This window comes from Photobacterium sp. HL06, from assembly GCF_059552575.1.
The window spans coordinates 2,125,934-2,147,508 of record NZ_CM183915.1 but is presented as its reverse complement, the minus strand read 5'-3'; the positions used below and the strand labels follow the sequence as shown (position 1 = coordinate 2,147,508).

Genomic DNA, 21,575 nt, shown 5'->3' with positions numbered 1-21,575 from the left:
ATTGACAAAAAACATAGCGAGCGAGTAACAGTTTGGCAACAATAAAGAACATAAAATTAAATAACACCTTCTATTATCGTGACGCCAATCACAAAATCAGCCTATTTCGGATTGCCCTGTTAAAAATATCGAGCTATATGTTAAAGCCATGTTAAGCAAAGCCATCATTTGGGAGCTCTAAAACATGGAAGACGCCATACAGGATGTACAATATTTTAAACAAGAATGGCCGGATATACGTTTTATCGACCTGTTGTTCTACGATCTCAACGCCACGCCACGGGGTAAGCGTATTCCAATAGAATCGGCTCACAAGCTGGATCGAGGGGTATATCTTCCGGTATCGAACAACTCGCTGAGCGTGACGGGAAGTGTGATTGAAAGTGCGGGGCTAGGAGAAAAGCTCGGTGAGCCCGACCACCTATGTGCCGTTGTGCCGGGGTCGCTAGTACCAAGCTTTAACCCGAATGTTGGTCAGGTGCAGCTACAGATGCTGGATAAAGACGACAAGAGTCCATGTCTTTTCGAGGCCCGTAATGTATTGCTCGATATTGTGGCCAAGCTTCACGCTCGCCATCAATACCCTGTAGTTGCACTTGAGCTTGAATTCTATCTTATCGACAAGCAACGAAATGAAAACGGTGCAATTCAGGCTCCTATCAATCCGTCAACAAAACAACGTGAAACAAACTGCGATGTCTATAACGTGGATAACCTGGATGACTATGATGCTTTCTTATCAGACGTTAACGCCGCTGCCAAACAACAAAACTTAAATACAGACGGTGCACTGGCTGAGTCAGCTCCCGGGCAGTTCGAACTGAACTTCTTCCACCAGCAAGATGTGGTTAATGCCTGCGATCAGCTTCTCAGTGCCAAGCGCCTGATCAGGCAAGCTGCCCAAAAGCATGGGTTTGATGTCACTTTCATGGCTAAACCCTTTGCATATGAAGCAGGTAGCGGACAGCACATTCACTTAAGTGTGCTGGACGAAAAGTCACAGAACCTATTTTCGGCATCAAATGGCGAGCCCAGTAATTTTTTCCGTCAAACCTTGGCTAGCATGCTAAACATGATGCCGGAGACAATGGCGTTGTTGTGCCCCAATATCAACTCTTACCGTCGCTTTGCAAAAGGCATGTTCACCCCTACCACTGTTAACTGGGGCTATAACCACCGCGGCGTTGCGCTAAGAGTACCTAAAAGTGATGCAAAAAACCGTCGTATTGAGCATCGAATTGCCGGAGCTGATGTAAATCCCTACATCTTAGCTGCTGTCGTACTCGCCGGAGTGTTGCATGCTGATCAACTATCTCCGGACCAATGCCCGCAAGAACTTTGCTCGAATGCACCGTCATTACCGACACGGATGTCTGACGCGCTAGACAAATTAGCCTCTAGCGAAACCCTAGCCAAATATTTTCATAAAGAATTTCTTGATTTGTATTTAGCATGCAAACAAAGTGAGCTTAGTGAATTTGAACAATTCATTACACCACTTGAAGTTGATTGGATGCTCCACTCGGCCTAACCCAGTTAAAGGACTAATAGGATGACAACACAAACTACATCGCTATCATCTCCAGGTGGAATAACCGTTCAACGCTTGAGCGTGATGACGATCATTTTCGCTATTTTTGCAGGCTTTATCATTATTGGTAACCTGCATGAACCAGACACACCTTATGGCTGGTTCAGCTTGTTACCAACCGCGGTAGTACTGGCTTTCGCTTTACTGACGCATCGAACCGTTGAAGCACTGTTCGCAGGGACAATTGTTGGCCTGTTGATGGTCGATCCGGCACAAATTGTCGGCAATATCGTTGATATCTCCCTCACCGTCATGATGGATGAAACCATTGCCTGGATTATCTTGGTTTGTGGTCTGATGGGTGGGTTAATCACGATGCTAGAAAAAGGCGGTAGTATTCTGTCTTTCAGTGATGCGCTTGTATCTAAGGTAAAAAGCCGTCGTCAATCAATGATCTTAACGTTCGTGCTAGGGATTTTGGTGTTCATTGATGACTACCTCAATGCCATTGCTATCTCATCGTCGATGAAACGCATCACTGACGGCTATAACATCTCTCGTGAGAAACTGGCCTATCTGGTTGACTCTACCGCTGCACCGATTTGTATTTTGGTGCCTATCTCAACATGGGCGATTTTCTTCGCTTCACTGCTTGAAGCCAACAAGATCACTGATGAAGGCAACGGCATCACTACCTATATCTCTGCTATTCCTTACATGGCATACGGTTGGGTAACTCTGATAGTCGTCTTCCTGGTTGCTATCCAGAAAATGCCAGATTTGGGTGCAATGAAAAAAGCCGAGCAGCGAGCAGCGACAGGTCAAACCAAGCCTGAAGGTGCTGTTGATATCGACTTTGGTGCCGACATCCAGAAGCATCCGAATACTTTCATGGGCATTATGAACTTTATCTTGCCTATGGTTGTTCTGGTTGCCGCCAGTTGCTACTACGATATTGACCTGCTTGCCGGTGTCTTTGTAGCCATTATGTTCACCATCTTTCTATACGGCATCCAGAGCCTACTGTCGTTCAATGCAATGTTCGATGCAATTTACGATGGCATCAAAATCATGCTGTTGCCTTTGGCTACCGTTATCGGCGGCTTCATGCTCAAGACTGTCAACGACCAAATTGGCCTGACCCAATACGTCATTGAATCCGTTGCACCTATCTTGTCTCCTGAGCTCCTTCCTGCGATTGTGTTTGTCATCCTGACAATGCTGGTATTTGCCACTGCATCTTCGTGGGGACTATTTGCCGTCGCAATGCCAATCGTGTTCCCTCTGGCACAGCAGCTAGATGTATCAATGCCAATTGTTATCGGCGCACTGATTTCTTCTGCAGCAGCAGGTAGCCATTCTTGCTTCTTCAGTGACTCGACAGTGCTGTCAGCACAAGGCAGTGGCTGTACGGCAATGCAACACGCTATTACCCAGGCTCCTTATGCCTTGATTGGTATCGTGTTCACAACGGCTTTCTTCCTCTATGTCGGTTAACTATGACTTAACTGGTTGTATAGCTACATAAATAAAAACGGGCCGCACATGCGGCCCGTTCCTTACTCACTAAAATACGTACCTAAATGGAATACAACCTCCGGGTAACGCCTTCGGTTCGCCTGCCTGCTCAAAACCGATAGTACGGTAAAAATCTTGAGCGTGGGTTGAAGACGACAGTTTAACCACCCCCTTAGGTGATAGTCCTCTACATTGTGCAAGCGCCTCAAACACCAGCTCCTTGCCAACCCCTCTGGCCTGAAAATCAGGATCAACAAACAAGCTAGTGAGATTCCAAAATTCTTTAACCAGCACAACACCCACAATTCTTTCCTCAAGACGATAAACAAGATGAACCGCGTTATGTTTATTTTTCTTCCACCACAGCATGTTATAGACACTATGGGCGACAAGATCATTGGCTGCATCCTCTGTTACATCAATACAGATTTTTATTGCCTGCTCAATCAGTACAGTGATTTCTGGAATATCACTATCTACCGCGTTTTCTATCACAATCGTTCCTTTGCTCTGTGATTTTCCATGAAGGTTTATCGTATTAATTACTTATCGCTTCAATACCCAGTTGGTAACCGGCATTGAGCTTGGACAGATCCGTCGTGATACGCCCTACAGAAAAACTATCAGGCGGTGCGATCACGGTAATATCGCAATCGGCTGGGGGATTCTCGATGAAATCAATCGCACGGTTATAGCTCTCGGCACGCTGTATCATCGCCTCAGCCAATACAGGAAAACCTGATAACAGCTTTCTTACCAGCCATTTATTTCGTACCGGTGTTTTTTTGTATCCCAGCGAACGCGACAGTACAACAGTTATATTTCGTGCCCCAAGCTCATAGGCTTTGATGACCGGGATGGAATCTGCCACACCGCCGTCCGTCATCGGTTCGTCATTAATCAGGGGAAAGTCACGATAGGCAATAGGTACCGAGCAGGATGCCTTCAACAGCTCATTAAGATTATCGGGAACGGCCTTGATATAAGCTGCTTCACCAGTCTCCACTTTTGTCGTAACGACATACAGCGGGATCGGTTGGCTTGCCATCGCGTCGGCATCTATATTGATCTCCCTGATGGTAATATCCCACAACCAGTCAAGATCTAACCAATGGCCGCCTTTAACAAAACGAGGAAAATTAATAAACTCAGGGCGACAAGAATAATCGGTAATAACCTTGTAACTTCTTCCGCGCTGGTTCGCTAGCCAAGCCGCCAAATTGGTTGATCCGGCAGACACGCCGATACAAAAGTCAAAGGGGCGATAATTGTTATCGATGAAACTGTCGAGAACGCCAGCCGCAAAAATCCCTCGCATTGCGCCCCCTTCAACAACCAGGGCAGACTGAAAGGTATCGTGATTTAGTTTCTGTACCATGGTGAATCCTTTCATTACTGTACAGTCATCATTCTAGAGTCTTAATCCTAACCCTGTCTGAATCTTGCCTCAAAAAAACAAGATTACTGCCAAATCTCAATGTGGGTAATAACAAACAGGAATGTCAGCTGCCAAAAGATACTATCAAAACTAACTTATTCAGTTCAAAGCGTTAATTGCATGTGTCATTATTGAAACATTATTGTTAACCATAGGGTATCGAGAGCCTATTTATGTCTTTTCTTTCCAATCTAAGGATCGGTCAACGCCTGGGAGTAAGTTTCTTACTCATTTTAACCCTGCTATTTATCATCTCAGGGGTTGCTATTGACAGGATGAAAACCTCTTCAGCAGCATCAAAGCAGTTTATAGAGCATGATGTTCAACGTGTTACCTTGTCTTCAGAAATGAATATTGAAGCCCAGGCCGCCGCACTACGATTGCTACAGATCCTTTCGACTAGCGATTGGGATCAAAGAGTGCAGCTTTATCGCGATATGGACACGCACCTAGAGCAGCTGGATGGTGTAATCAACCAGTTCGCAGAAGTGAAAACAACGGGACTAAATGAGAAATTTGATGCGCTACTGGATAGCAAGGCCACTTACCGTACCGCTTTTCTGGCGACTGTCGAGCTCGTAGAGATCGAGCCTGAACAAGCAGCAGAACATTTCTCAGAGCAAACCCAACCTGCGCTAAACGCCTTCTTAGGTGCTATCGAGGCATTAAGTATGCAACAACAAATGCTGATGATGCAGGAGCAAATAACTGTTGAACAAGAAGGCCAACAAGCCCAGCAATGGGTAATGCTATTGTCAGGGGTTGCATTGTTGTTGGGGATCAGCCTAGCCCTAGTGGTCAGCCACAGCATTGTGAAGCCGATACGTGGTGTAGTGAAAGGCGTTCGACGTCTCGCAAGCGGTGATCTTCGAGCACCTGAGTTACCACAAGGCCGGGATGAAATTAGTGATATTACCCAAGCCCTGACAGAGACTTGCTTAAACCTTGATCAGCTGATCATGGCTATCCACCATTCATCAGACAAAGTTAGTGATGCCTCAGATACCATTCAGCAGCCTGTCGCAAAAATACAAACGGGTTCGAATTCTCAGGAGCAAGCTGTTGAACGAATTAGTGATACCATCAATACCTTCTCTGCCGAAAGTGTCCAGGTAGCCGCTACAGCCGAAGAAGCAAAGAAACAGGCGCAACAAGGCCATGATCTTGCCCAGGATGGACAGCAGCGTATTCACCTCGTTACCCGGGAGTTCGACAAAATCGCCACAGCAATAAGCCACTCGGCACAATCTGTAGAAACACTACAAGAAAGTGCTGCCTCAGTACGTCAATTGGTAACGACAGTAAGAGAAATAGCCGAACAAACTAACCTCCTAGCACTGAATGCGGCAATAGAAGCAGCTCGAGCCGGAGAAAGCGGTCGCGGCTTCTCTGTTGTTGCCGACGAGGTTCGCAACTTAGCAACTCGAACGGGAACTGCCACGGTTGAGATCAACAACGTTATTGATAAAATCGACAAGGAAACCAACGAAGCGGTTAATAGCATGGTTGATGGACGTTCGGAAATGGACCGTGGTGTCTTAATGGTTGCCGAAATGGTTAAACCCCTTAGCGAGCTAAGTGAGGGAGCAAAAATTTCTTTGGCACAACTAGAAGAACTGGAAGAGATTGCGGCCAAGCAAGCTAACGACAGTATTAATATCAAGGCCGAGATCGAGCATATTGACAGTATTGCCAGTGACAACAAGCAGGTCGTCAACGATCTTGCACTGACAACAGAGACATTGAGCGCCCAATCTTCAGAGCTTATTGAACAAGTATCTAAATTCAAGCACAGCCATTAAACTTAAGACTGAACTATCGAAGCCCCACTCTAATGTGGGGCTTTTCCCTCTTAGTTACAACAGCTTGTAATAATAAGAAGTCCCGCACAATTCCCCACCAGGCGTTAAAGCAAAGTTAGGTATATCACCGGATTTCTGCCTGAAACAAACAAAGGGGCCTCTGCCCCTTTTTCAATAAACCTATCAACTGCCCTTTTTAAGATACTTGACGTGGGCTTCCATCTCTTCACCAATTTCCTTACGCATATTCATCAACTTAATTGCCGAGTCCCGCAACATCTTGTCATCTTCTGTCTGAGGTACCCACTCAGGTACAGATGTTGGCTTACCATGTTCATCCACGGCTACCATTATCACGATACAGTGCGTCGTAAGTCGCCTTTCTAGTGTTTTCGGATCGCTTGCCTGTACATCAATGGCAATGTGCATTGAAGATGAGCCGGTATAAATAACCTTCGCACTAACCTCAACAAGATTTCCGACATGAATTGGCGCAACAAAACGAATTCCACCTGCATAAGCAGTAATACAGTACTTTCCGCTCCAGCCTGCTGAACAAGCATAGGCGGCAAGGTCAATCCATTTCATTACCGCGCCACCATGAACTTTACCGCCAAAGTTCACATCTCCCGGCTCTGCGAGGAACCTTAAAGTGACATCACGCTGCCCACCATCCATACATAGTCTCCTCGGCTACTCTGCCTTTCTCGACCAACGATATTTAATACAGTGGTCATACATCCAAAACGTTAACTTCATTAACAACCCTTAAACATTAATCAATACGTGCCTGACAGAGCAAGCATTTTCTATCCACCAGCAAAAAAAAAGCGCCCTGTGAGCGAGGCGCCTTAAATGAAAATGAAAGAGTAATTATTCGGTATAGTTTGAAGAGTGCTCTAACTGCCGTTGCAGCTCTTCTATACGTTTGTGTAAGCCGTCTTTCTCGGCAATCAGTTTCGCTTGCTCTATAGTCAGGGCATCATTTTCTGCTGCCAGCTGCTCAGAGTCAGTTATTCGCAGTTGCTCTTCTTGTCTTGCTTTTGCCAGCTCAAGTTCCAATTGCGTATTTTGTGCCTGTAATAATAAATTATCAGACAGTTGTAGATCGTATCTCTCTGTAAACTTATCTCGCTCCACTTTCAACGATAGTGCTTCATCACTACTCGCTTGAAGTTCTGCTTTTAACTTACGCTGAGCACGCTGTGCCGATAGTTTGGCTTTTCTTGCTTTATCAGATTCAGATTGCTGTAACAGTAACGTCTCATTTTTCTCTGATACACTCTGTATTAGCAACGCATTTTCTGCTTTTAATTGATTTTCTATTCGAGAAGATAGTATCTCCTGATTTTCAATTTGTTCGGCCAACTTAATCTCTGCCGTCGTTTTTCCTCCCATTAAAACACGCCAATTATCCGAAGCCGTCCTAGTTACATGATCCATGACATCAAAGGGAAATCGCAGACTGCTATCTACCGAGTGACTCGCTCTTTCGATACTTGTATCAACCTCTTCAAGTAACTTGACTGTTTGACTATAAGCCGCTTCAATCGATTTCTGTGCTTGGTTTACCGCAAGCGATTCAATTGCTCTTCCTGATAGCGTAAGCATTTGTATTGGATGAAAAAAGCTCTCTGTTGACATCACTGAAAACGGTGGAATATAAAGATGTTTATGCTGGTTACAGTCCATTCATGGTCTCCCTAGAGTTTGTTTAAAACACCTACAAATTAATAGACTAAAAACCCGTAATTTGCGCATGAAATTTCAATAAAAACCTTGGGCTACCATCCACCTACCTACCCATCCACCTACCCATCCATCCTTCCAGACATTCAGTGCTCAGCCACCAGGCAAAAATAGCACTCTCTCATGTCGGATCAATAAATGGACAATATCAGGCTCATTTCACCTTAATCTTTCATCTTCGATTATCGATACATTCCTTTATTGTAATTGAAGCTGCAAACACTGATATAATGGTCCCTCCCATGATAATACTCATAGCTTCAAATACAGAGTGCGGCACCAAATGATATGTGGCTAATTGATACTGTGAAATAATACTTGTTCCAAAAAAGAATCCAATGATTGATATAATAAATGAGTTAATTATTAAACAAAGCAAAATCTCGGATTCATTCAAACCAATAATTACAAAAGCTTTAAATTCAGATGCATTTTTAGCCACTTTCCTTCTTGCAATTTCCAGCGTGAATTTCGTAAATATAACAACAACTAAAATTTGAATCGTCAGATAAGCTAATCTAAATACTATGCTAATAGACTCATCTAACAAGAAACTATAACTTCTAATTGTTTTCAATATAATGACAGAAGTACATACCGTGACAATGGATAACAATGTGAACTGCCACTGGTAAATTAAACAATTTTTTATTAACTTTATCTGTAGTACTAGATTCCCCATGGAAGAGCCTCTGCGACTTTTCGCCGTTGAATTAAAACTAGTGGTACATGTTCAACAATTAAGCCATCATGCAAGTGAATCGTACGATCACATTTTTCAGCAATCGCAGAGTTATACGTTGCCATTAGCACGGCACTGCCAAACTCTTGTCCTAATTTTTTTATCTTCTCTATCAGGTAAAGAGCTTCTCTACTCTTCAAGTCTGCAACAGGCTCATCAGCGATTACTGCCACTGGATGGTTAATGAATGCCCTTGCAATCACAACTTTTCGTTTTATCTCATAGGATAATTGATCTGGCTTGTAAGGTGCGTACTGTATTAGTCCAAGCTTATCCATCATATCAAAAACACGAGATCTTCGCTTTCCCTCTGATATTTGATTAAGGATTAATGGGAACTCAATATTTTCAAATACCGTATAGGCTGCCACCAAACTAAATCCAGGATAAATCAGTCCCATCTTATCACGACGAATATCTACTGCAAATTCAGAAGTTTTTGTAATTGCTTCACCATCAATAATTACCCGTCCTTTATAATTATTGTCTAGCAAACTGCAAATGTTCAACAGCGAACTTTTACCTGAACCTGAAGGTCCACACAGAGCGACTACTTCACCACGATTGATACAACCGCCTACACCTTTTAGCGCATCATGGAAACGATGCCCAGCTAAGCTATAGCTTTTCTGTATCCTCTGAAACTCAATCACTAGTCTTCCTTGATTAAAGAACTGAAGAAGAACTGAAACCTGAACTGAGTACAGAACTGAGAACAGAACTCGACTTAACTTTACCCCCCTAAGGGGGCTCAGTTAAATGCCAACAAACATTATTTATGATTATTTCAAGAGCTACCATAGCTGTACCTTAAAGGGTTATTCCTGTAACGCTTTTGGTTATATAAGCTACGGCCTTCTTTCTATACACATAGGTTACCTACAATATACTCACTGTGAACAACGTTGCGATAAATGGTAAGTGAACGAGATAAAAGGAATATAACGCGATAGATGGCTCTCAGACGCATCCATAACAAAAACTTCTTCAGTAAACATTAGCCTAACTTTGCAGCCTGGTATTGCTGCGCTCTCACATTTGCTTGAATAAGCCTTGCGCATTTCGACTTACAGCCAACCTCACATTACCACAGAGCAAGTACACGTACATTTTCCCTGTAAAATCACGTTTAACTCGCTCTATCGCCTCAACTCTCACAATCGTAGCTCTATGAATTTGCCAAAACAGATCAGGATCTAGCTGCTTAATCAATTCTTTCAATGGAGTACGTATAATATACTCACCATTATGAGTATAAACACTGACATACTTATCCTCTGCTTTCAGGTAATTAACATCGTCAACAGATACTAGGCAAATATCATCACCTCGACTGGCTTTTATCCAGCGTAAATAGTGATTAGGGGGAGACTGAATTCTGGCGACTAAGCGTTCAATCGCTTCGACGGAAGTCTCAGAATTATGTTCTTGATCTGGGCTAACAGCTAAAAGGTATGACTTGATACGTTCACAGGTATTCATCAACCTTTTTTCGTTGATGGGTTTTAATAAGTAATCAAAGGCATGCTCTTCAAAGGCTTGAATCGCATATTCATCATAAGCGGTGATAAATACTATCAGTGGGATTTTATCTATTTTCTTCAAAGCTCTTGCAACTGAAATTCCATCAAGGCCAGGCATCCGAATATCTAAAAAAGCAATATCTGGACGAGTTCGCTTTATGCTCGCCAACGCTGCTTTACCATCGGAATCACTACCTACAACTTCTAGTTGAGGCCACACTTCAGCCAGAGAGCGATTCAGATGATGGCGCAATAAAGGTTCATCATCAGCGATTACCGCTGTTATAGTTTCTATACCAGTCATTATATATCCCCCCCAGGAATCAGCTCTACTTTGGTGGTTACTCCTCCGCCATCAGGTGCCGTGACCGATAGGTATGATTTGTTGCCATATAATGCTTTCAACCGTTGACGAATATTATCTAAGCTTATCCCACTCCCTTGATGAAGTGATTTCTCTTCAAGCCCAACACCATTATCTTTGATTTCGACAAGTAATCGCCCCTCAAGGCTAGTCATTAAAATTACAATTTCTCCGCCCTCTTCACGAGGCTCTATACCATGAAAAACAGCATTTTCGACCAATGGTTGCAACATGTGAGGTGGTATACTACATTGTTTATCTACATTATTGTCAATTACGAAACGGTAAGTCAACCTGTCCCCTAGCCGCATTGACTGAATACCTAAGTATGCATCTAACAAGTCTATTTCATCTTCAAGCATTATCCATTCACGCCGACTTTTTTTTAAGCTAATCCTCAGTAATTCAGTTAGGCGTCCTAATAGTAAATTGGCTTTTTTTGGATTGGTATCAATCAATACTTGTAAATTTGCTAAAGTATTAAATAGAAAATGGGGTTCAATTTGGCTTTGAAGAACCTGTAGCTGGCTAATCACGAGTGCTTTTTCATGCTCTGCCTGAAGCAGTTTAACTTGCCTTAGCTCATGTTTATATAACAATGATTTTTCACGATTGTAAAAGAAGTAATAGATCAAGGTAGAAAAAAACAAAGCAAAACTCATAAGGCTCATTAGTTCTCCAACTCCTCCCTGAAGCGGGTACCATGTCGACCATAGCATCGCGTGAAGTGTGCCTAAAATAAGGGTGCCACTGACCACAATTATAAAATGGACTGAGGAATGCCATGAGGGCCAGTAATTGCGAATAAGCAAACTAATTAGATTGCAAATCCCGCCATAGCCAAACGCAATGATCAGGTGGCGACTAAAACCTCCACCTTTAATCATGTATGTTATTAGTGCAATACCAATACACAGTAAGGTACTGATGCAGATATCCCTAGCAGTAAAACTGAACCTTATATTATCCATTCATACACCACTACAATTCATCAACAGCCAGACAATATATGAAATCGATATACTATGCACAAATAAGAAGACTTCAGAACTCGATTGCTTTAAAAAGTGGGGAGTACTCCGCATTTCACCGCTAACTAGATACCACGGTATTCACACACATCGACAGAACGTACTAACAAGAAAAGTAAGCTGCCTGAACATGAGATAAAAGAGAGAGTCCAGCGGCCAAGGAGCCCTTCTCTTTTCAGCCATGAACTTATGCTTAACATTCATGCCTGTACTCCCACACTCAGAACAGCCTTAACAGTTTCATCGAACATATTTTGCTATTGGTATCATTCAGTTCGCTAGTACATAGTAAAAGTTAGCCTATGAGTGTGATTTAACGATACCTATGTGACAAATTGTATGTTAAACGAGTGGACGGAAAATAGCGGTGACAGATGGTATATTTGACAGTAATCAATAAGCACGGCAAAAGGCTATTTAGCTTAGTTAAATGGGTTGGTATGATTGGAACAATCCCAAGCTATTGAGTTATAACAATTTACCTATGTCAGATCCAAAAGCTGTTTTTAACGAGCTGATCCAATCACGTCGCTCAGTCAGAAAATATGAACAAAATACAGCATTTGACCACAATGCTGTGGCTCGCTCACTCGAGCTGGCAACACTTTCGCCAAATAGCTCGAACATGCAACTATGGGAATTTCACCGGATCATCACCAATGAAAAGCGTCAGCAACTTGCTGATATCTGTATGGGGCAAAATGCAGCTAAAACGGCCAATGAGCTTGTCGCATTTGTTACTACGCCTTATAAATGGAAGTCTCGTGCAGAAATGAATGCAGCACAAATTCGCCAGGCTTTTGATGGCCGTGACGATGCAACGGCAAAACGCGCTTTGAAGTATTACGAAAAACTCATTCCTTTTGTCTATTGCAATGATCGATTAGGTATTTTCGGTTATGCTCGCAAGATCCTGAGCCACTGCCTAGGTTATCAAAAGCCCATGGTCCGGGAAGTGAGTAAAAGTGATGTACGGGTGTGTTTACACAAAAGCAGTTCGCTAGCGGCAATGACTTTCATGACAGCGATGCGAGCAGAAGGCTATGACACATGTCCAATGGAAGGTTTTGATTCGCATCGAGCCAAAAAATTACTAGGCTTACCAAAACAAGCTGAAATCACTATGATCATCAGCTGCGGAAAAAGAACTGAAGAAGGAATTTATAGTGACAGGCACCGAGTGGCCAAACAAGATGTCATAATTAGTCATTAATTAACCACTTAACATACTATCCCATACCTTATCAAACTGATTTGCGGTAAGGTATGTGTAACCTCAATAAAGAACAGATGATATGCAGTCACAGATTGAACAACTCATCAACTTAAAGAATGCCTGGATGGCCAGCCACGTTACCGAGGCCGAATTTCCAACGCCACTGAGTGAAAGAGGACTGGCACTCTATCAATCACGACAGCAACAGCAGTCAAGCCAACTGATATCATCTATTCCCGGCTCATCCACAAATTCTCTCACTATTTATCCTGTTGATTGCCACCCATTAACGATTCGCTATTCGTTAGTTTTAGCCAGCAAATGGCAGAATGAGAAAGAAAAAGAAGCGGTTATCGAGTTCCTAACACAGATCATGTTTGAGGAAGGTTCAGCGGCACAATTATTTGTCGGCTTCTTTAAGGGAAAACCGGCAGCGTGCGGCATGATATTCCAATCAGATAACAATCTTGCCCTAATATCAGATGTGCATGCGTTACCGCTAGCGAATCAACAGAACTTAATTTCTGAGATGGAAAACAGCCTGTTGGCGAAAGTGTGCTCTGACAACAAACAACTCATCATCTGCCGCTGCTAAAGCTGACGGCTCATTACTGAATGACTGTCAGAAGGGATAGGACGCCTTTCTGCCTACGCTTAATATTCAACGACCTCTTGATATAGCCCATCAAACCTATTGACTACCGACTCTCTTCCTTCACACAATTTTGACTCAATATAATTCCCTTACCATAATGGTTTAGAGTACTGATAAATAGGTAAGAATATGAAAGGAATCATTTTTACTGAGTTTCTAGACATTATTGAAGAAAACTTTGGCCTTGATATCTGTCAGCAAATGCTTGATCAAGCTTCTGACAAAGGTATCTATACCGCTGTCGGCAGTTATGACCATCGGGCATTAGTTAAACTGATACTTACCCTCAGTAACATAACGGAGGTTTCTCCTGAATCACTGCAAGAGATTTTTGGCGAAGCCGTTTTCACGCGACTACTACAAACTATGCCCGAAATGGCCAGTCATCAACAAGATACATTCCGCTTTATCAAAACGGTCGAAAGCTATATCCATACCGAAGTGAAAAAGCTCTACCCCGATGCAACCCCCCCTCGATTTGACTTCCTGTCTGAATCAGAAACACAAATGGTGATGGACTATAAATCAGCAAGGTGCATGTCCCATGTTTGTCTAGGTCTTATCAAAGGCTGCGCTAAACATTTTGGTCAAATAGTTGAAGTCAGCATGCAGCCCCTAAATGAAGATCAAAGCCACGTACGATTTAACCTCAACCTGATTGTGAGGTGAGTATGGATCAGAGCCTGCATATTACTTTGCTGCAAAAAAAGCTGCAGCGTGAAAAGTCTGCTCGAAAAGAAGCCGAAAAACTACTGGAAGTAAAAAGCCATGAACTTTACTCAGCAAACAAGCTTATTGAACAATCTATTGAGAAACTGAAAGCTCAGGCGGAAGTAGACTCAGAGCTACTAGCCTATCAAGCAAAAATGGAAACCATGCTTTCGGATTATGGCCAGCTATTTCTCAAACACCCACCAACAGGAAAAATAATCCAACAGCTTGCTGACGGCTTGGTCGATAGTCTTTCTGTTATAGCATGCTGTATTGAAATATTTTGCAAGCCTGATGTCGGAATTAATACACGCTACGCCTCTGGACGTCGACAAGAATGGCTTCGTCCACAGCAATTATGTTCAGATTCGATGACATACTGGGATAGCCGTGAAGGGATTTTATGGTTCTCACTGGATATTAATCATGCAGTCACCGGTTTTTTTGCTGTCCGCATTAAAGCAACAGGCACATGGCTGCAGGCAATTAAAAAGCATATGACACTATTTAGTGAGATGCTTCGCGCCTCAATAGACAGACAACTTGGCTTTGAAGAGGCCGTCGCGGCAAGAAAACAAGCCGAGGCCTCTGAATTGGCTACGCGCGATTTTCTGGCCATGATAAATCATGAGTTGAGAACACCACTAAATGGTGTATTGGGTTCGGCGGAATTGCTCGAAGACACAAGGCTTACCCAGCACCAACAGAAACTGCTTAATACACTTAATCATTCTGGTGAGCTCCTAAGAGCTATTATCAATGATCTGCTTGACTACAGTAAAATCAATGCAGGTATGCTAGAGCTAACAGAAAAACCATTTGATTGCCACAAAATGGTAACGATGCTCAATGATATTTTTCAGCTTCGTGCATCTGAAAAGCAGTTAAACTTTACTATTTCCTGTAACGACTCTGTCCCTAACTGGCTAATTGGTGATGTAGATCGGATCAAGCAAATCTTTGTCAACCTCCTCGGTAATGCAATTAAATTTACCGCCAAAGGCCATGTTTGTGCCCGGCTCGACTGGCAAGAGGATGAACTGGTGTTTTCTGTTTCTGATTCCGGGTGTGGTATAGCAACAGAACAACAGTTCAAATTATTCAAGCCTTTCAGCCAAGTAGATATATCCAGCAAACGTGTCCATGAAGGCACAGGGCTTGGTCTTGCTATTTGCAAACAACTGGCCAAGCAAATGAAAGGCAGTATTCAAGTTGATAGTAAAGCTGGAAAAGGGGCAACGTTTACGGTAACCCTGCCGCTAATTGCTCATGAATTCATAGGTAGTAGTTACCCAAAGGTCCAAAAAAATCAACATCACATTGATAACCTCAATGTATTGGTTGTTGAAGATCTCAAAACCAACCAAATGCTTATCGAGCTGATGTTAAACAAAGTGGGACTCAAGCCTACGATTGTAGACAATGGCCAAGAAGCGCTCGATATATTAAACAACCAAGCTTTTGATGTGATCTTGATGGACTGCAGGATGCCAGTGATGGATGGGTACTGCGCAACGAAGAAACTGCGGGAATTCGGCTATCAGAAGCCTATAATAGCGTTAACGGCAGGTACGACATCAGCAGAACGTCAGGAGTGTATTGCCGCAGGTATGGACGATATTCTCTGCAAGCCCTATCAGTCGCAAGAATTACGAGAAATGCTGGAAAAATGGGGAGCAAGCTAACCCCCCATTTATCATTCATTCACCATGGCTTACATTAACGCGATACGGTGACCAGGGCATTGGCCAGGTAGTCCAACTGCTGCTCCTGCAGACCAGCAATATTAATACGGCCATCCCCTACAGCATATATTGCAAACTCATCACGTAACCGGCCGATTTGAGCCGGGCTCAGTCCTGTAACTGAGAACATCCCCTTGTGCTGCTCAATAAAATTGAAAGCATCTGACCCTTGTGCGCGAACAGCTTTAGTCAGACCCGCCCTCAAATTCAATAGGCGGCCAAGCATTTCATCCAACTCTTGCTTCCAAATTTGGGTCAGGGACGGATCACTTAAAATCGTCGCCACTAATGCAGCACCATGATCAGGCGGCATTGTATAGGTGGAACGCGCAAGGTTCATAATACGACCTTTCGCTTTTTGTGCTTCTTTTAAACTGTCGCTGATCACAATAGCAGCACCGGTACGTTCTCGGTATAAACCAAAATTCTTAGAACATGAGGTCGCAATAATCATCTCTTCGGTGTTATCAGCCATGTGCTTCAAACCTGCTGCATCTTGCTCTAGCCCGTCACCAAACCCCTGGTAGGCAATATCAACGAAAGGCATAAAACCATTCTTATTCGCCAGCTCTGTAATGGCTTGCCAATCGGAGAAGGAGATATCGGCCCCTGTCGGGTTATGGCAACAACCGTGAAGTAATACAACATCCTTCGGTCCGGCTTTTGCTAACTCGGTTAGCATTGCATGGCTATCAACCTGCTTAGTCGCCGGATCAAAGTAAGGGTAGTACCTCACTTTCAGTCCTGCGGCTTCCATAACCGGCTTATGGTTGACGTAGCTCGGGTTTGATATCCACACCGTTGTTTCTGGCTGGGCAATAAACATCAAGTCTGCCAGCATGCGCAGTGCCCCACTGGCACCGGGAGTCTGAATAGCTGCTGCGCGGGAATATGCTGAAGTATCCGTTAACAGTAGATCCATCATCGACTGGTTAAACACTTCATTTCCCGCCAAGCCAACGTAAGCCTTGGTTGTTTGCTCCTCCAACACCTGCAGTTGTGCCTGCTGAACCGCTTTCATGATCGGCGTTTCACCTTGGCTATTCCGGTACACCCCAATACCTAAGTCCATCTTATCTGCGCGCTCATCTTCCCGGTAGGCAATAGAAAGCGACAATATAGGGTCAAGTTGTGCTTCGGTAAGCTGCTTAAACATCGGATTAATTCCATTTAGTGGCTGTTCATAACTTCAAACTATCACTTACCTCTCGAAAGGTCACGATGAAATCTTCAAATATATCAATGTTCATCTTCCAATTTTCAAACAGAAATGTGAGCTATATCAGACACAAATGTTGATCTTAATTAACATTCAGGCAACTAGACTTGCAGCCGCCTGTGCAAGACCTAAATTTATAAGTGAATCTAATGTTTTTCTTCATCAGCAACATGGGATCGGATGGAGGTAGTAATGAAAAATAGCGTTGATGTACGCACCTTGCTTAGTGTGTACGAAAAGATCAAAACCCAGGGAACAGCAACAGAAACAGGCATTCAGTTAGAGGACGTTACTTGCACCGAAAACCAAGATGGATACTATGTCAATCTCGCTGATAATAATGTCAGCCTAGATATCAACTTCCATAATACTTATCACTTCCATACCGCGAATGAAGATCCTGACACTGTTATTAATCAAACAACAACGGAATTTCACAATAACAACGAAGCCCAGATCCAAGAGTTCATTCATAAGCTAATGGAGCTAGATAAAAGGTATTAAACTCTAGAAACGCCACCCAACAATAAACCGCAGGCATGGTTTTGAACGCATATATAATCATTGCTCAGCACCTGCCTGCAAAACCAAACTACCGCTCACCAATTATTCCTTTCATTTGACACTTTCCTGACAAAAGCACCATTTAAGATCAATAACCTAAGCGAGTTTATTACAACAACAAAACCTAATTACACGTCGTTCAGTATGCATTCATACTGATTATTGTACGGTTGACTTAGATAAAGACGATCCCGTCAATTCGACATGTATTAATAACGTTTCTGTCTTATTCAGGAAGAGAACCAAGATGCACAATCAACAACTCAGTACTCAAGAGCTTGATATTGCGATTGCAGCCTTAGGTGAATGTTATCGACGTCTCAGCGCTGCCGAAATGACCGCCAAAGAACTATCTCAGGATGGTTTTGCCCTGATGTTTAAATCGGCTTACGAAAACCTCGCCAAGCAACACTAAGCCCAGTGGTTAAATGGCAATAAAAAAGCTCAGACCAAGATCTGAGCTTTTTAGTTTACAAATTGGAACTAGCAGTCCCAATCACGGTTCTGCAGCACTACCCGGTAACCATCGATATCTTCAAATGTTTTACCAACATGCTCCCAATAGGGATTATTGGACTCAACTACCCTAAAATCGGCATCAATCATATTCCGGCAAGCGCGCTCCCATACCCGGCTACAGTCAATATAAAATACCAACAAGTTATCTTGGGTAGGAGCCTTTCCCACGGTAGCTCCCTGCTGATGAATAAACTCTAAATGATATGCATGCTTTTGGTGGCCTAAAACCACCCCATCGAAGCCTTCATGATCTTTAAACTGCCTCAGCAACTCGAAGCCGAGGGCTTTACTATACATTGCGGTAACTTGGTGCAGATTATCGGTAGGTCTGACAACACGGAGTGTCGCGTCTCTAGGTATCATGGCCGTATCATCCTTTGATTGTATTCCACAGCGGTTACCACTCACTCATTATTATTTTATCTATTCAGAGAACTATTCTAAGCGAGTGACAACACCATTATTGCTCACCCTACATACTCACAGGGTTGAATATAGCTATACTTTCACAGCAATCATTCATACCGTCAAGCCATTAGATATATTAATCAAAACAAATGGTTCAGCTTTGCTGGGCACTGCACATTTTCAACGGTGTTCCCGCTTATCTTACCTTAGAAAAAAAGTGGCACACGGCCACTTTTAAATCAATATTGGTTTAGTGTTCGTCACTTTAACCACGTACTTGGCAATAATATTCGCAGTCTAGGTATGATCTAGTTGAGTGATTTACAATATACAAGCTCGCGGTTCTCCGACTCTCCGCGTATATCACAACGGCTTTTGTCCCATAAAAAGCCCTGTGGTATGTGCTTTTTCTCTACCACAAGAAACATCTCCGATTCACTACGCTGAATAATTTCGCTTAATGGCTCTTCTACTTCTTTTGCCTTACCGCTTGAATAAAACTGCGCAGAGAAAGGACGCTTATTTAGATATAGCAACTCACTTTGACTCGTTTCAGGCTGCAGTGCCCACTGAGCCATTAAACTTTTCTCCGCCTCTTTGCCTGTGAGATTGTATTTTAATAAAACAGCAACCAGAATAACCAATACTGGCGTTATCAAACCTAACTTATACACGTTTTCAGATAACCGCTGTTGACTATGATAGCCTGCAACAAGCAGAGCTAAAGCAGGTAAGCCTGGCATGACATAGCTAGCGAGAATATTTCCCGAAAGCGTAAATAAAATCAGTGGTGACAACATCCAACACCAGAGAAACCCAAGGTAACCATCTTCCGATTGCACACCTTCTTCCCCTGAGCGCATCAATCGCCACACCTGACAGAACAGAACCGGGGTCCAAGGCAGTGCCGCTAAGATCCAATAAAGCCAAATTGTGCCACGAATTTCCTTATGCGCCGTGCCGTAAAGATCCCCTTCCCAACCGCTTACCACGAACCGCTTAATGTGCTCACCGATAATGAAGTAATTCAAAAAACCTGGGCTTTTCCACTCTGCGAGTAAGTACCATGGCAGTGACAAAAGCATAAACAACGCAATCCCACCTTTCCATGGTAAACAAGTCGGTAGCTTCTTCCAGCGCTTATCCTGAGCAAGCCACAACACTAAGCTGATCCCTACCAGCACCAATGTGAGCGGCCCTTTCGCCAGCATACCGATCGCAAGGCCAACAAAAAACAGATATCCCCACAGCTTTGATTTCTGCTGCCAGGATAACCAGAAACTCACCATACTCAAGGCAATCCCCAGAGTGAGCGCCGTATCTGTCATGACAGCACCAGAGATAACGATAAACGCGGCAGAAGTCGCGAGGACGGCTGTCGCTAACCAGGCTTCATCTCGGCTTCCCCGTGCTTTGGCAGCCAATAACCAAGTGAGGAATAGTATAATCCCCCCCACGAAAAGATGGGGGACACGGGCGGCAAACTCATTCACACCAAAAAGTTCAAACCCCGCCGCACTCAACCAGGTAAACAGTGGTGGCTTGCCCCAAAAAGGGACATCGTAGTCAAACATCGGCGTAATCCAGTTTCCGGTCTCAAACATAATTCGAGCCATCTCGCCATAGCGTGCTTCTGTCGTGTCCATCAATGGATAAATGCCGAGGGTAAGCAAGCGGGTCATAACAGAGAGACTCACCAACCCTATTGCATACTGAGTAAGGGATAGTTTCTTAAATACCTGGATCATGCTTTCACTTCTTCATTTATTTCGACAGTTTCTTGTACGTTGTTATCCATAACTACAAATAATGGCCGCTGTTTCGCTTCGATGAACAACCTGCCCACATACTCCCCCATAAGACCAATTGATAGCAGCTGAACCCCTCCCAGCAACAGGATAATCATGATCGTAGTCGGATAGCCTGCCACCGGATCCCCCCAAATCAGGGTCTTGGCAAAAACCACCAAAGCCATTGCTACGGCAGCTAGTGAAGTGAGTAAACCAGCTCCTGTGGCCAGTCGTAGAGGACGGGTGCTAAATGAGGTGATCCCTTCGAAGGCCAAATGTACGAGCTGGGTGTAGTTCCACTTGGTTTGGCCTGCATGGCGCGGTTCACGATCGAACAAAATAGTTGTCCGACGAAAACCCGGCCAAGTAAAAAGCCCTTTCATAAAGCGGGTTCGCTCTGGCAGCTTGTTGATTTCATCGACGACTCGACGATCCATCAACCTGAAGTCACCTACATTTTCCGGAATAGGAAGATCACTTAAGCGGTTAATCAACTTATAAAATAACGATGCGGTAGTACGCTTAAACCAACTCTCCCCATGACGTTGCTTACGTTTCATATCGACGACATCGAAACCACTTTGCCACTGCTCGACCATCGCGGGGATCAGCTCAGGCGGGTCTTGTAAATCGGCATCCAGCAGCACAACGGCCATGCCTTTTGCTGACTGCAAGCCCGCACTCATAGCTGCTTCTTTTCCAAAATTACGACTGAGGCGCATTGTCCGAATCTGGTGGACCGAACTTGTCAGCAGGCATGCCAGATCCCAGCTGCGATCTGAGCTTCCATCATCCACATAGACGATTTCACACATTTGCTGCAGGCTATCCAGCACCTTACAAAGACGCAGGTGGCAGGCTTCGAGTACGGCTTCTTCGTTATACAGGGGAACAACAACAGACAGAAATGGCTCCCCTCCTTGGTTGTTGAACTGTCGTTCCCGGTGACGGGATAGCAAAGTAATAGATGACATTTTACCCTCTGTACATAGTCCTATTTCCTATTAGGGATTTTATGGGCAGCTATGTCATAAAAAGGTCATCGACATT

Annotated in this window: 21 protein-coding genes; 9 read left to right on the top strand and 12 right to left on the bottom strand. The window is 43.7% G+C overall.

Annotation, left to right across the window (positions count from 1 at the left end):
- Positions 1 to 184: 184 nt before the first annotated feature.
- Both AC51G0_RS27470 and AC51G0_RS27465 read left to right on the top strand, forming a co-directional pair.
- Entirely contained in the window at positions 185 to 1,531 is a 1,347-nt protein-coding gene (locus AC51G0_RS27470) for a glutamine synthetase family protein (RefSeq protein WP_496302737.1), read from the top strand.
- A 21-nt stretch (positions 1,532 to 1,552) separates the two neighbouring features.
- The gene (locus AC51G0_RS27465; protein WP_496302736.1) at positions 1,553 to 3,028 is read left to right on the top strand and encodes a Na+/H+ antiporter NhaC family protein; all 1,476 of its coding nucleotides are present in this window, start codon (positions 1,553 to 1,555) and stop codon (positions 3,026 to 3,028) included.
- A gap of 69 nt (positions 3,029 to 3,097) precedes the next feature.
- Here the strand turns inward: AC51G0_RS27465 and AC51G0_RS27460 are convergent, their stop codons facing one another.
- Positions 3,098 to 3,544: a GNAT family N-acetyltransferase gene (locus tag AC51G0_RS27460; RefSeq protein WP_496302735.1), complete on the bottom strand. Its 447-nt coding sequence runs from the start codon at positions 3,542 to 3,544 to the stop codon at positions 3,098 to 3,100.
- A 43-nt stretch (positions 3,545 to 3,587) separates the two neighbouring features.
- Positions 3,588 to 4,427 carry a patatin-like phospholipase family protein gene (locus AC51G0_RS27455; protein WP_496302734.1) on the bottom strand — a complete coding sequence of 280 codons (840 nt, stop codon included), beginning with the start codon at positions 4,425 to 4,427 and terminating at the stop codon, positions 3,588 to 3,590.
- Positions 4,428 to 4,660: 233 nt separating this feature from the next.
- Here AC51G0_RS27455 and AC51G0_RS27450 point away from each other — a divergent pair, with 233 nt between their 5' ends.
- Complete coding sequence (locus tag AC51G0_RS27450) at positions 4,661 to 6,289, top strand: methyl-accepting chemotaxis protein (protein WP_496302733.1); 1,629 nt, start codon at positions 4,661 to 4,663, stop codon at positions 6,287 to 6,289.
- 183 nt (positions 6,290 to 6,472) lie between these two features.
- On the opposite strand, the gene AC51G0_RS27445 is transcribed toward AC51G0_RS27450, so the two are convergent.
- The 6 genes from AC51G0_RS27445 to AC51G0_RS27420 all read right to left on the bottom strand — a co-directional run bounded on the left by AC51G0_RS27445 (position 6,473) and on the right by AC51G0_RS27420 (position 11,638).
- Complete coding sequence (locus AC51G0_RS27445) at positions 6,473 to 6,967, bottom strand: acyl-CoA thioesterase (RefSeq protein WP_496302732.1); 495 nt, start codon at positions 6,965 to 6,967, stop codon at positions 6,473 to 6,475.
- 195 nt (positions 6,968 to 7,162) lie between these two features.
- Entirely contained in the window at positions 7,163 to 7,981 is an 819-nt protein-coding gene (locus tag AC51G0_RS27440; RefSeq protein ID WP_496302731.1) for a hypothetical protein, read from the bottom strand.
- Between the two features lie 229 nt (positions 7,982 to 8,210).
- Positions 8,211 to 8,588: a hypothetical protein gene (locus tag AC51G0_RS27435; RefSeq protein WP_496302730.1), complete on the bottom strand. Its 378-nt coding sequence runs from the start codon at positions 8,586 to 8,588 to the stop codon at positions 8,211 to 8,213.
- Positions 8,589 to 8,707: 119 nt separating this feature from the next.
- The gene (locus AC51G0_RS27430) at positions 8,708 to 9,433 is read right to left on the bottom strand and encodes an ABC transporter ATP-binding protein (RefSeq protein ID WP_496302729.1); all 726 of its coding nucleotides are present in this window, start codon (positions 9,431 to 9,433) and stop codon (positions 8,708 to 8,710) included.
- 379 nt (positions 9,434 to 9,812) lie between these two features.
- The gene (locus AC51G0_RS27425) at positions 9,813 to 10,607 is read right to left on the bottom strand and encodes a LytR/AlgR family response regulator transcription factor (RefSeq protein ID WP_496302728.1); all 795 of its coding nucleotides are present in this window, start codon (positions 10,605 to 10,607) and stop codon (positions 9,813 to 9,815) included.
- Positions 10,607 to 11,638 carry a sensor histidine kinase gene (locus AC51G0_RS27420; RefSeq protein WP_496302726.1) on the bottom strand — a complete coding sequence of 344 codons (1,032 nt, stop codon included), beginning with the start codon at positions 11,636 to 11,638 and terminating at the stop codon, positions 10,607 to 10,609. The genes AC51G0_RS27425 and AC51G0_RS27420 overlap by 1 nt, the downstream gene beginning before the upstream one ends.
- A gap of 544 nt (positions 11,639 to 12,182) precedes the next feature.
- On the opposite strand from AC51G0_RS27420, the gene AC51G0_RS27415 reads away from it, so the two are divergent.
- From AC51G0_RS27415 to AC51G0_RS27400, 4 genes are all read left to right on the top strand, one after another.
- Entirely contained in the window at positions 12,183 to 12,911 is a 729-nt protein-coding gene (locus tag AC51G0_RS27415; protein WP_496302725.1) for a nitroreductase family protein, read from the top strand.
- A gap of 82 nt (positions 12,912 to 12,993) precedes the next feature.
- A complete protein-coding gene (locus AC51G0_RS27410; protein ID WP_496302724.1) occupies positions 12,994 to 13,509 on the top strand; it encodes a hypothetical protein in 516 nt (171 codons plus the stop codon).
- 189 nt (positions 13,510 to 13,698) lie between these two features.
- Positions 13,699 to 14,238 carry a heme NO-binding domain-containing protein gene (locus tag AC51G0_RS27405; protein WP_496302723.1) on the top strand — a complete coding sequence of 180 codons (540 nt, stop codon included), beginning with the start codon at positions 13,699 to 13,701 and terminating at the stop codon, positions 14,236 to 14,238.
- A gap of 2 nt (positions 14,239 to 14,240) precedes the next feature.
- Entirely contained in the window at positions 14,241 to 15,965 is a 1,725-nt protein-coding gene (locus tag AC51G0_RS27400) for an ATP-binding protein (protein WP_496302722.1), read from the top strand.
- A gap of 34 nt (positions 15,966 to 15,999) precedes the next feature.
- Here AC51G0_RS27400 and AC51G0_RS27395 read toward each other — a convergent pair whose 3' ends face one another.
- Positions 16,000 to 17,181, bottom strand: a complete 1,182-nt coding sequence (locus tag AC51G0_RS27395; protein ID WP_496302721.1) for an amino acid aminotransferase — start codon at positions 17,179 to 17,181, stop codon at positions 16,000 to 16,002.
- 255 nt (positions 17,182 to 17,436) lie between these two features.
- Between AC51G0_RS27395 and AC51G0_RS27390 the strand changes: the two genes are divergently transcribed.
- Together AC51G0_RS27390 and AC51G0_RS27385 are read left to right on the top strand one after the other, a co-directional pair.
- Entirely contained in the window at positions 17,437 to 17,748 is a 312-nt protein-coding gene (locus AC51G0_RS27390; RefSeq protein ID WP_496302720.1) for a DUF3081 family protein, read from the top strand.
- Positions 17,749 to 18,055: 307 nt separating this feature from the next.
- Positions 18,056 to 18,223, top strand: a complete 168-nt coding sequence (locus AC51G0_RS27385; protein WP_496302719.1) for a hypothetical protein — start codon at positions 18,056 to 18,058, stop codon at positions 18,221 to 18,223.
- A 68-nt stretch (positions 18,224 to 18,291) separates the two neighbouring features.
- Here AC51G0_RS27385 and AC51G0_RS27380 read toward each other — a convergent pair whose 3' ends face one another.
- From AC51G0_RS27380 to AC51G0_RS27370, 3 genes are all read right to left on the bottom strand, one after another.
- The gene (locus AC51G0_RS27380; protein WP_496302718.1) at positions 18,292 to 18,690 is read right to left on the bottom strand and encodes a VOC family protein; all 399 of its coding nucleotides are present in this window, start codon (positions 18,688 to 18,690) and stop codon (positions 18,292 to 18,294) included.
- 353 nt (positions 18,691 to 19,043) lie between these two features.
- Positions 19,044 to 20,483 (bottom strand): ArnT family glycosyltransferase, encoded by a 1,440-nt coding sequence (locus AC51G0_RS27375; RefSeq protein WP_496302717.1) that lies wholly within the window; start codon positions 20,481 to 20,483, stop codon positions 19,044 to 19,046.
- Positions 20,480 to 21,499, bottom strand: a complete 1,020-nt coding sequence (locus tag AC51G0_RS27370; protein WP_496302716.1) for a glycosyltransferase family 2 protein — start codon at positions 21,497 to 21,499, stop codon at positions 20,480 to 20,482. The genes AC51G0_RS27375 and AC51G0_RS27370 overlap by 4 nt, the downstream gene beginning before the upstream one ends.
- Positions 21,500 to 21,575: the final 76 nt, after the last annotated feature.